Below are 12160 nucleotides of genomic sequence, written 5' to 3' on the forward strand. Positions count from 1 at the left end.
TTTAGTAGTATTGCTTCCAAGCTAAAATCTTCTCTGCATTAATAAATGCCTGAGTCGTTTTATCGTAAGTATAAGAAGCCTTCACAAAATATAGATACTGATCCTTGAATGGTAATAAATAGCGGTCGATGCCCTTTACGGTTACTTGTTTATCATCGTTTTCGACTATGAAGCCGCGGACTGAAGAACTGCTGTCGGCAATTTCTTGATTAATCAAATAAGCATCCAATCCCGATATTGTAAACTGCGGCATCAAATATAAATCACTTGACGATATACGACCCATTGGTTTCTTTACAATTTCAATCATTGATTCATTCATCATATAAGGTTCATTTTGATTGAGGCACGACGCTGATAGAAAAGCATAGCTGCCATCCTCTCGATGCAGCAATTTTACCTCCCATTGTAAAAAACGGTCACGATGATCCAAAAGAAAATTTCTGAGCGGTAAGCCTTCTGCCCACCCTAACTCCGCAGTGCTTACCGGCTGCCAATCTTTATCATAAAGCTTGGCATAATTATCATTGCTAATCCAATCATAGTTTGTATAAAAATCAAGCAGCTTGATATTAACTGTAGAATCATTTTCCAACACATCTTCAATCAGCAGATTCCAGCCAGCATATCCGCCTACAGCACCCAAGCAATAGCACGCATAATAATAGAGATCATGATCTGCAAAGTAGCCATAACCGTCACGGCCCAAAGCACCGCTGTGATATGACTTTGATTCATCCCAATTGAACTCCTGATTGAATAATTGACGATATGCGGATCGGAAAACTTCACCATTCATCAGAATACTGTACCCGGCAATCGGCCGATCTAAACTGATTGTTTCTTTGACGCCATCACGCATAAAAGTTATTTCAGAAAGAGCTTCCACATCACCGCCGATGATGCGTTCTGATTCATGATTCAGGATAATATATCGAAATATTCCCTCATCAAAAGAAGGCGCTGACGACATTTCTCCAGTATAGAATAACATCGCTAAAATCCGATTAAGATCATTTGGGTTTTGATCATAAGTATCACTGTGTGATTTTCTGATTAACCCCTCGGATAAGCTTAGCTCCTCTTTAAATAAATATGCTGTTCTATCATATTCTGCTGTTATATCGGTTTCATTAATAAATTGTTTTTCATAATTATCAGCATCACCAGCATCTACATCGATTCCTAATTTCAGAAATTGAAAATAATTATACATCGGCTCATCCAATGCCGATTTTAAATGGATCTGATATTCATCCGTATTATCCATTAATATCAGCAATGGGTCAGTTTCATTAAAAATATACTGACAATGAATATGCTGATTCATCGCATTAGATGCGATAAGATCAATTTTTAAGTCATTATCCTTTACCGTTTGTGATTCGTTAAGGGCAATGATTTCACCATTTTTCAAAAGACTGAAAAATCGGGTGATTTGATTTATATCAAAGCTTTGCACCTGTGTCTGCTGGTCAGTAAAAACAGCCGTGAATACCGCATTATCATAACGGCTTGAGACCATTTCATCAAATAAATCAGCCGCTCTTTGATCGCGTTCATCATGAATTAACGCATCCAGCATTGCTTTATAATCTATTTTCTCACTATCCGCTGATGGTGCGATAATGGTTTCATTATTATTTTCAATTTCACTGTTTGTTGCGGTTTCTTCCGGCAGCTTGTGACTTTCACTGATAGATGGGTCTTCGTATTTTGTACAGCCTGATAAGATTAGGCATAAAACGAGAAACAGTTTTTTCATAAAAATGCCCCTTTCTCCATGTACATACATAGATTGTTTTAAATATTATCGTCAAGCCCAATAATCCTCTCTTTAATTATAATATACGATTTCTACCCATTATTTACAAGAAAAATTCCTTGATAATAAAAACTCCCCGCGTGTGCGGAGAGTTCCTGTTTCTATAAACCTTTATAATATTCTACAGCCAATTCGACAGCTTTAATCATTGCATTGGAAGTAACCGTAGCGCCTGACACTGCATCTACCTTGCTTAAATCGTCTTGACCAGCGATTAAAGCATTGATGAAATCAGAATTTTCAGCCGTTAATACACCGCCGACATTTTCGGTTTCCTGAGCATCTCTGACATTGATTGCGGTAATTTTACCTTCCGCATCAAAAGTGATATGGGTTTCCATTTCACCGCCGTAGCCTTGGGTAACAACCTCAACCTTAGTATTACCGTCAGTCGTTGTATGAGTTACCACACCTTCAAATAATTCACCATGAATTGCGAGATAAACCATTCTCTGGAAATCACCGACAAAGGTAATTGTCGCTCCGGAAATGGTGTCTCTTTCTTCAATCGGCTCACTGGCCTGATTTGTTGTTTTAAACATTTCGTAGACATCTTCTAATGTCATCTTGTTTTCTAAAATATAAGCTTCAATGGCTGCCATCTGTTCGCCATAGCTTCTGCCGCCATGATAGCCGGCAAATGAGATACGTTTAGATCCTTCCTGATAAGAACCATCAGCATATAAACCATGCATGCTGAGAATATCTTTCACCAATGTCTCTTCATTCAGTTCGATGCCGCCATCCTTTGCAAGATAGCCATAGGCTAACAACGCTTTATCCATCGCTACAGATACTGCATTATCCGGTGAAGACAAGGCGTCATCCCTGAAATTCAGTTCCTTAAATGTTGTTGTGTCAGTCAGATTATCGCATGAAGCTGAAACCATGAACTGCGCAAGCGCACCTTCACCATAAGCAGGATCATAACCATAAGCGGTTAAAGTTGTCAGCTTATAGCCGTCTGCTGTCTTTTCTACAGCCGCATCAGAGATATTCATTAAATATCCCATAATATCTTTTTTCGAATACTCACCTTCGCTGCCTTTGTTGCGGATAATATCAAAATTCAATTCTGTGATGATGCCATCTTCAGTTTTACCTTCAAAAATGAACGTATCATTTTTAGGCTTGCCGCTGGATGTCGTACCCTTCATTTCATACTCTGCCGCAAATGTTTCCACAGCCGGCTCCTTGACCTCAATCTCTGGTTTAGGATCTTTGTTTTCTGTCGAACAAGCGCTTAGTCCTAGCACTAAGGCTGATACTGATAGAATACTGATTAATTTGTTTTTCATTGACTTTCCCTCCGTCAAATTAATTATTTCACATAAAGGTATTTAAATCAACAACTTTTAATGATAATTAATATTTATTTACTATTAATAATTATATATTATGATATTTCACTATTTGAAATGAAATTTATTTACAATCTTGTTACAGCTAATTTGTACATTATAATTTATATCTTACACTCCATGATAGTAATAAAAAATAGATATTTTTCCAGCAGGTTAAGGCTTCCCAATAAGCTGGAAAGCGCATGGTTACTGGGTTTTAGCCAAATGTATAGTTTATATATTGGACGATTTGCAGCCCAAATGCCGCCCATATTTACTAAAGCGTTATAAAGGCTTGTAGAAACAAGTAACAGTTTTTAACTATGCCGCTCTAAATTTGACTTTTATGAGGTGTAGCTTTAGAATGTAAACAAATACACCTTTGGCTTATAAGGCGTATTCAGCAAATCGGAATTTAATGGAGAGAAATTTGTGGGAACAGGAATAATTGTATGTGGTCTAAACGGGACTGGAAAGAGTACGTTGGGAAAAGTCTTAGCAGAGAAATTAAATTTTCATTTTATTGATAACGAAAGCCTGTATTTTCCTATGGCGGATCATCATTATATTTATGCTTATCCACGCACCCGCGAAGAAGCTACAAAGCTCCTTTTCGATGAAATTAAAATATATGAAAATTTTGTTCTTGCTTCAGTAAAAGGGGATTACGGAGAATGGTTCTATCCCTATTTACAGTATGCCGTTTTGATTGATGTTCCGAAAGATGTTCGGTTACAACGCGTTAAAAACCGTTCTTTTCAGAAATTTGGTAATAGAATGCTGCCGGGTGGAGATTTATATGAGCAGGAAAACAACTTCTTTAATCTTGTTCAATTTAGAGATGAAAATGTTGTTGAAGAATGGCTGCAATCTTTAAACTGTCCTATTATACGAGTGGATGGAACAAAGTCCATAGGAGAAAACACAAAACATATTATTGAGCAAATAAGACTCTAAATTCCAGTTTGTCAGGCTGATTTAAGCACACATCATTTGGCGCACTATGCTATCTAGTTGTTTTCAATCGTGGGATTGGAATTCCCGCCGCGCATGAAAATAGCCCCGGCATGAGACGGGGCCAGTCTCACGCCGAGGCGGTCATGCGGAACGATAGAAGCTCATTTCCTTGGGTTCGGGATAAGCATGCAGGCCCCCAAGGTTTGGTCTCCGCAAGGCCCCATTTGTCCGCGCGCATCCCCTGATTTCATGCAGGTTTGCGGGACGCCCCGCAAAAACTTACATAGCCTTTTAAGTGTTTCTTTCGCTTTCAGGCAATAAAAAAGGATGATTGCTCACCCTTAATCGATAAAATTAAATTCTGTATCGCAGATAACTACAATATCGCCGTCCTGACAGCCAGCATCACGCAGTGCCTGATCGACATTGAGTACACGCATCTTGCGAGCAAAACGCTGATCGGCTTCTTCAGAATTAAAACGTGTCGCATTAAATGCACGTTCAATTTCTTCGCCGGCAATCTGCCATTTGCCATTGCCGAGATTACGAATCTCAAACGGTTTTTCAGGTTCTTCAAATTTATAAAGCACCCCTTCGCTCTCTTGATCTTCAACCTCGCTGTGCATTGGAAATTCCGGAGTCACGGCAAGTAAATCAGCAGCCCGATACAATACTGGGTCCAAGCCTTCCGCAATAATCGTTGTGGTTTCAAATACCTCAACATCCGGATAGGCTTCTTTAAACCGGCGCAGATTATCCGCAGCGGCGTCTAAATCCATCTTGTTAGCAACCACGATCTGCGGTCTTTCCATCAGACGATATTCATAGGAAGCCAATTCATTGTTAATGATGCGGTAATCCTCAACAGGATCACGGCCGTCATTGGCCCCCATATCAATGATATGAATAATTACCCGGCAGCGTTCAATATGTCTTAAGAACTGAATACCAAGCCCCTTGCCTTCACTGGCTCCTTCAATCAAGCCCGGTAAATCTGCCATAACAAAGCTGCGGCCGTCAGCAACCTGAACTAAACCGAGATTGGGCGTGATGGTCGTAAAATGATAATCAGCGATTTCCGGCTTGGCTTTTGAAACAACGGAAAGCAGCGTTGATTTACCAACGGATGGGAAACCGACTAAGCCGACATCTGCCAATACCTTTAATTCTACCTGAATATCATATTCATCACCAAAGGTACCCATTTCACTATATTCAGGTGCTGAATTAACACTTGATTTGAAATGGAAATTACCACGGCCGCCTTTACCGCCGGCAGCAATGACCGCCTGCTGATTCGGCCGGGTCAAATCGGCGAGAATACTGCCATTTTCACGTTTTACCAACGTTCCCGGCGGTACCTTGATAATGGTATCCTTACCGTCAGCGCCATGCATTTTCTTTGGCTTGCCCTTGCCGCCGTCCTCAGCGACGATCTTGCGGTTATAACGAAGATCCAGCAATGTCGACTTTCCGGTATCTACCTGAAAGATAACACTGCCGCCCTTGCCGCCGTCCCCGCCGCTTGGTCCGCCCAGCGGTACATACTTTTCACGGCGAAACGCAACGATACCATCGCCGCCCTTGCCAGCTTTTACTTTTAACTTTACGCGATCAACAAACATGTTCGCACCTCTTTTCTTGCTTCAAAAATAAAATCCCCTTTCGGGGACTTTTTATGCTTGTGGGTAAACAGAAACTTTCTTTTTGTCTTTACCAAGACGTTCGAACTTAACGATACCGTCGCATTTTGCGAACAATGTATCATCACCACCGCGACCAACATTAGTTCCCGGGTGAATCTTGGTTCCGCGTTGACGATAAATAATAGAACCGCCAGTGCAGAATTGACCATCAGCCAACTTAGCGCCTAAACGTTTTGATTGAGAGTCACGGCCGTTCTTAGTAGAACCTACTCCCTTTTTAGATGCGAATAATTGGATATCTAATACAAATTTCATGATGCCACCTCCATTTGCTGTATTTGAATGTATTTTTTATAAGTTTCCGTCATAGTCTGAAACTGAATCAGCATGACCTTTAAAATCAGCTGTACCATCTCATTATGACGATTTAATACGTGTATACTGATGAAGCCACTGTCCATTTGCAGTGAGCATTCACCTTCAGCCAGTTCCTCCAATGCGTTCAGAATACCTACACCGATTGAACTGACACCGGCACAGACCAAATCCTGCCCATGTTCAGCATAATCAGCATGTCCGCTTATCTCTACGGCCGCTATCTCATCCTGCACTGTATTCACTGTAACCGTAACCACAATTAAGCCTCGATTGCTTCGATTGTTAATTTAGTATAAGGTTGTCTGTGACCTTGTTTACGGTGTGAGCTTCCATCTTTACATTTGTATTTGTAAATCGTGATTTTCTTAGCCTTGCCTTGTTTTTCAACTTTAGCAGTAACTTTAGCACCCTTAACATAAGGAGCACCAACTTTAGTTGTTCTGTTTGAATAGCAAACAACTTTGTCAAAGACAACCTGCTCGCCTTCCTGAACATCTAATTTTTCAACAAAGATTGTTGAACCAACTTCACAAAGAACTTGTTTTCCACCTGTTTCGATAATTGCGTACATAATCGCACCTCCTTCTTTCATAAGACTCGCCAATAACAGGAGACTTGCGTACTTGTAACCCTGTATCATGCGGTTGTAAGCCAAAAGGACATACAACGTAGTTATGTTACCATATAAAGGTAAATCCGTCAATTATTTTCCGTAAAATAATCTTAAAAAACATCTATACAAGGCCCGGCGGTGTCACTTCCTGAAGCTGTTTCACCAAGCAGCTGTCCTCTCGGGTAATATCTCCCTGAATCAAAACCATCCTGCCTTTAATCAAATATTGAATATATTTTTGATAAACACGCGGCATCAGCACCAGATCATAGGTTGTCGTTTCATCCATCAAGGTCACAAAAGCCATTAAATCACCGGTTTTTGTTTTATGCTGGCGAACGCGCTCGATTTGACCAAACATTTCAGCCTTGCCCATCTTGCCTTTATAATCAATCAGAAGCGGGGCTCTGATATCAAGCTGAGAACGCAGCTCCGTAATCGGATGCTTGCTGAGATAGAAACCAAGCACTTCCCTTTCTGCTTCACATTTACGCTCATTTGTTTCTTTAATCATAATCGGTGCCGGTTTCGATACAAGATTGAAATTAATCGTAATCTGATTCTGATCCTCCACCTTTACAATTTCCGCATAACGAATGGCCTCTTCAAGTGATGCGCGCATGGAAGCCCGGTTCATGCCGAAATCATCTAATGCGCCGGCATCAATCAAACATTCGATGCACTTTCGTGAAACTTTGCATGTTGCCATACGGGCGACAAAATCATAGAAATCAGCATAACGGCCATTGATTGAACGGTCTTTCAGAATACTGTCACAGACTGCCACACCGATATTTTTGATGCCTAAGAGCGGAAAGCGGATGGCCTGCTGCTCGATCAGATAATCAGCGTTAGATTCATTAACACTTGGCGGCAGAATCGTCAGCCGCCGTTTGCGGGCTTCAAAGATATATTCGCTGGTCTTGCTCTCACTGCCGATGACACTGTTTAAAAGGCTGGTAAAGAACTGCAAAGGCGCGTTAGCCTTCAGATAAGCCATCTGATAAGCAAGCAGGCCATAGGCAATAGAATGCGATTTATTGAAGCCATAATTGGCAAATTTCAAAATCAAGGCATAAACCTTATGTACAACCTCTTCTTTATAGCCCTTAGCCAAGGCCCCCTGCGTAAACTCTTTTTCCAGCTGCTGAAGATCCTTCAGCTTTTTCTTACTCATCGCCTTACGCAGAATATCCGCTTTCGCAAGGGAGAAGCCGGCCATTTTCTGCGCAATCTGCATGATCTGCTCCTGATACAGAATAATGCCGTAGGTATCTTTAAGTATGGGAATTAAATCCTCATGATCATAGACAATCTGATCGCTGTGTGCCCGATTTTCTAAATAAAGCGATATATTTTCCATCGGACCTGGACGATATAAAGCAATGGTTGCGGCAATCTCTTCAAAGCTGCGGGGCTTCATCCTGCGAATCAGATTTTTCATTCCCTCTGACTCGAGCTGGAAGATACCGACCGTATCGGCTGCCTGTATACAAGCAAAGGTCTTTTCATCATCCAGCGGTATTTTCATAATATCCAGTTTTTCCGTCTGCTGGGCATTGATATTCTGCACGATTTCATCAATAATCGTTAAATTTCTAAGCCCCAAAAAGTCCATCTTAATAAGTCCCAGTTCTTCTAAATATTCCATTGTAAACTGTGTTGAATAAATCCCCTCTTCGGTTTCCATCAGCGGACAGACGTTCGTTATCGCGGTATCACATAAGACAATACCGGCAGCATGTGTTGAAGCATGACGCGGCAGTCCTTCCAGCTTTTTCGCGATCGCATAAAGATGTTCGAAATTTTTGGACGCGTGAATCATTTTCTTAAACCGCTGATCAGCCATGTTATAAGCATAATCAAGCGTTACCTTAGGAACATTGGGAATTGCCTTGCTTAACATATCGAGATCGTGAACCGCGATTCCCAGCACCTTGCCGACATCACGGATCACCTGTTTCGCAGCCAAGGTACCAAAGGTAACAATATGGGCCACATGATCCTGCGAATACTTATCACGGACATAGTCGATCACCTCATCACGGCGGTTGTCAGGAAAATCGGTATCGATATCCGGCATACTGATACGATCCGGATTCAGGAAACGTTCAAACAGCAGATGATATTTTAAAGGATCAACATGCGTAATGCCCAAACAATAGGCAACCAAAGAACCCGGCGCACTGCCGCGTCCCGGCCCTACATAAATATTTTGTGAACGGGCAAAACGAATAAAATCATAGACAATCAAAAAGTAATCAGCAAACTGCATTTTCAAAATAACATCAAGTTCATATTTCAAGCGGTTATGATAAGCATCCGGAATCGTTTGATAACCAAAACGTTTCTTTAATCCCTGCATACAAAGCTGGCGCAGATATTCCTCACTGCTGACATGAAATTTATTCTCATAAACCGGCAGGGATGCCTTTGGGAAAGCCATTCTCACATCACAGGACGCGGCAATCGCATCGGTAGCCGCTAAATCATCAGCATCATAAAGCTGTGCCATCTCCTCCTGAGTCCTAAAATAGCGCAGGGAGGATACATTTAATGTCTTATCATGCAATGAAACACCCTGATCGATAGCACATAATACGCGATAGCTTTCCTCATCCTCACGATCCGCATAATAGATTCTTGATAAAGCTGTTGTTTTAACGCCGTTATTCAGACAGATCTCTTTCAGATACGCATTTTTGATACTGAACAGACCGGAATCATTCATCGCAATTGACACATAAAAATCTCGGAAATGCTGATTAAACTCGGTTATGATTTCTTCCAGACGCACCTTATCTTCATTAATCAAATACTGTTCAAAAACTGAATGCTCACCGGCGGTCAGCACAACACAGTCCTTTGTATAATCAATTAGATCATCAAAGGCAATGATCTTGCTTTTTGTGTTCAAATAGGTAGATAAAGCCATCAGCGAACGATAACCATCGTCATTTTTCGCCAGCAGCAGCAAAGGGATGATCTGATCATGCAGATCGACATCACATTCAAGGCCGAGAATCGGCTTAATCTGCTGACGCATACATTCATGATAAAAAGCCATGGCACCATGCATTACATTCTTGTCCGTCAGCGCTACCGCATGATATCCATAGGCTTTAGCCTTTGCGACGATCTCTTTGATCCGCAGCGGACTTTTCAGCAAGGTGTAACAGCTTCTTGTATGTAAATGCACACTCATGAAAACATCCCCTTTCTTTTCTTCTATTATAACATAAAAGCAGGCATCGCCTGCTTATTCTGCAATTCGTTTCATTAAGCGTGACAGCAGCTCATCAATATCCAAGCGTGTGAGCTTCTTAACACCGCTGGCCAGCTTATGGCCGCCGCCGTGATATTCATTTGCGATATCATTGATGGTTTTGCGATAGGAACGCAGCGAACCATTATATAGATGGCCTTCCTCATTAGGATTACGGGTAAATAACGCCCATACTTCAATACCGCTGATGCCGGCAAACGCATTCACTTTATCCTTAGCCTCTATAAAGCTGAGACCAAAACGCTCATATTCTTCCTGTTCAATGATTTTATAGATCAGCTGATCATCGATGATTGTGCATGTATTCTTCAGATAGGCTTCAAATCTGAATGATTTCAGATCAGTTGCAAACATCTGATGATTCAAAGCCGAAATATCGACACCCTGAGCACTGAGCCAGGCAGCACAGGCCATCGTCTGCGCACTGACACTCGGTATAGAGAACTTCTGTGAATCGGTCAGCAAGCCGCAGTACAGATAGCTCGCCGCCGCTTTGGAGCATGTATCCTTCACACCCATCAGCAGTTTCGTCAATACTTCACAGGTTGAGCAGGCTTGCTCTTCCACTAGATTCAGATCCCCGTAGCTTTCAACCACCGGATGATGATCAATCTTAATTACCGTATCACACAGCTTATACCGCTGATCATCGATGCGGTCGACATTGGCTGTATCAAGTATGATCGCACAGGCATTTTTCAATGCTTCATCACTGATCGTATCACTGATAGGAAAAGCTGAATCAGCATTTTCATTATCCCCTAAAGCAACTATGCGCTTATCAGGATAAGCTTCTTCAAGCCATAGCTTAAGGCCGAATTGAGAACCCAGCGCGTCGCCGTCAGGAAATACATGACGGAAAAGCGCTAGAGTATCATATTGTTCAATGATTTCAAAGAAATCCTTAGCCATCTTAGAAACCTAACAGGCTGTAAGTATCTCTGGCAATAACCAATTCTTCATTAGTTGGTACAACCCAAACCTGTACCTTAGAATCATCGGCAGAAACACAGACTTCCTTACCGCGGGTTTTATCATTTAATTCATAATTCATTTTCAGATCCATTGCTTTTTCAAGCTTTTCACAGATCTGATGACGCAGGTTGCAGTCATTTTCACCAAGACCCGCTGTAAATACGATCGCATCACAGCCGCCTAACTGGAAGTAATAACCACCGATTACATTAATCGCGCGGTTTACATAAAGCTGCTGAGTTAAAATAGCACGTTCATTGCCTTCCGCAACTGCGTTTTCAATATCACGGGCATCGCTGGAAATGCCTGAAATACCTAACATACCAGATTTCTTATTCAAAGCTGTATCCATTTCATCAGGTGTCATGCCTGTCTTTTTCATTACAAAAGGTACGATAGCCGGGTCAATATCACCGCAGCGAGTACCCATCATGATACCGCCAAGCGGCGTTAAGCCCATGGATGTATTGATACATTTACCGCCGTCAACAGCCGTAATTGAAGCACCGTTGCCTAAATGACAAGTGATGATTTTAAGATCCTTAACATCTTTGCCCATCAATTCAGCACAGCGCTGAGAAACATATTGATGACTTGTACCGTGAGCACCATAGCGGCGAACCTTGTAGTTTTCATACCATTCCATAGGTACTGGGAATAAATAGCTTTCCGGTGTCATTGTCTGATGGAAAGCTGTATCAAAAACAAAAACGTGGCCAATCTGCGGCAAAGCTTCTTTAAATGCGCGATAACCAATCAAATGAGCCGGATTATGCAATGGCGCTAAATCAGAAAGTTCTTCTACCTTATTCACTACATCCTCATCCACAACCGCGCTTGAATCAAAATAGCTGCCGCCTTGTACGATACGGTGACCCGCACCCTTAATTTCTTCAAGATTTTCAACAATTTTATGTTCTACAAGTGCTTTAAGCAGTAAATCTACCGCTACCTTATGATCCTTGATCGGCAGATTCTGTGTATGTTTTTCACCATTATATTTGATTGTGAAAATCCCCTCTTCAAGACCGATACGCTCTGCGATACCAGAAGTCAGCACTTCTTCTGACGGCATTTCAAAAAGCTGGAATTTTAAGCTTGAACTGCCCGCATTTACTGAAATAATTTTTGTCATAA

At 41.5% G+C, this 12160-nt stretch carries 10 protein-coding genes and 1 other annotated feature; of the genes, 1 reads left to right on the top strand and 9 read right to left on the bottom strand.

Annotated elements, in window-relative coordinates:
- Position 1: 1 nt before the first annotated feature.
- Together DWZ33_RS00900 and DWZ33_RS00905 are read right to left on the bottom strand one after the other, a co-directional pair.
- Positions 2-1765 (bottom strand): hypothetical protein, encoded by a 1764-nt coding sequence (locus DWZ33_RS00900; RefSeq protein WP_118453489.1) that lies wholly within the window; start codon positions 1763-1765, stop codon positions 2-4.
- 161 nt (positions 1766-1926) lie between these two features.
- Positions 1927-3123, bottom strand: coding sequence for an FMN-binding protein (locus tag DWZ33_RS00905; protein WP_118453490.1), 1197 nt, complete (start codon positions 3121-3123; stop codon positions 1927-1929).
- Positions 3124-3600: 477 nt separating this feature from the next.
- Between DWZ33_RS00905 and DWZ33_RS00910 the strand changes: the two genes are divergently transcribed.
- Positions 3601-4125: an AAA family ATPase gene (locus tag DWZ33_RS00910; RefSeq protein ID WP_022937755.1), complete on the top strand. Its 525-nt coding sequence runs from the start codon at positions 3601-3603 to the stop codon at positions 4123-4125.
- Positions 4126-4466: 341 nt separating this feature from the next.
- On the opposite strand, the gene obgE is transcribed toward DWZ33_RS00910, so the two are convergent.
- From obgE to DWZ33_RS00945, 7 genes are all read right to left on the bottom strand, one after another.
- Complete coding sequence (obgE, locus tag DWZ33_RS00915) at positions 4467-5750, bottom strand: GTPase ObgE (RefSeq protein WP_022937754.1); 1284 nt, start codon at positions 5748-5750, stop codon at positions 4467-4469.
- 51 nt (positions 5751-5801) lie between these two features.
- The gene (rpmA, locus tag DWZ33_RS00920) at positions 5802-6086 is read right to left on the bottom strand and encodes a 50S ribosomal protein L27 (RefSeq protein WP_022937753.1); all 285 of its coding nucleotides are present in this window, start codon (positions 6084-6086) and stop codon (positions 5802-5804) included.
- The gene (locus tag DWZ33_RS00925) at positions 6083-6406 is read right to left on the bottom strand and encodes a ribosomal-processing cysteine protease Prp (RefSeq protein WP_182425457.1); all 324 of its coding nucleotides are present in this window, start codon (positions 6404-6406) and stop codon (positions 6083-6085) included. The genes rpmA and DWZ33_RS00925 overlap by 4 nt, the downstream gene beginning before the upstream one ends.
- A gap of 2 nt (positions 6407-6408) precedes the next feature.
- Positions 6409-6720 carry a 50S ribosomal protein L21 gene (gene rplU, locus DWZ33_RS00930; RefSeq protein ID WP_022937751.1) on the bottom strand — a complete coding sequence of 104 codons (312 nt, stop codon included), beginning with the start codon at positions 6718-6720 and terminating at the stop codon, positions 6409-6411.
- A gap of 12 nt (positions 6721-6732) precedes the next feature.
- Positions 6733-6805 (bottom strand) — a sequence feature (ribosomal protein L21 leader region).
- A 78-nt stretch (positions 6806-6883) separates the two neighbouring features.
- Entirely contained in the window at positions 6884-9967 is a 3084-nt protein-coding gene (gene dnaE, locus DWZ33_RS00935) for a DNA polymerase III subunit alpha (RefSeq protein WP_118453492.1), read from the bottom strand.
- A gap of 54 nt (positions 9968-10021) precedes the next feature.
- The gene (locus DWZ33_RS00940; RefSeq protein ID WP_118453493.1) at positions 10022-10960 is read right to left on the bottom strand and encodes a DHH family phosphoesterase; all 939 of its coding nucleotides are present in this window, start codon (positions 10958-10960) and stop codon (positions 10022-10024) included.
- Between the two features lies 1 nt (position 10961).
- Complete coding sequence (locus DWZ33_RS00945; RefSeq protein ID WP_022937748.1) at positions 10962-12158, bottom strand: acetate/propionate family kinase; 1197 nt, start codon at positions 12156-12158, stop codon at positions 10962-10964.
- Between the last annotated feature and the right edge of the window lie 2 nt (positions 12159-12160).

It is taken from the genome of Dielma fastidiosa, from assembly GCF_003475485.1.
Classification (GTDB): domain Bacteria; phylum Bacillota_I; class Bacilli_A; order Erysipelotrichales; family Erysipelotrichaceae; genus Dielma; species Dielma fastidiosa.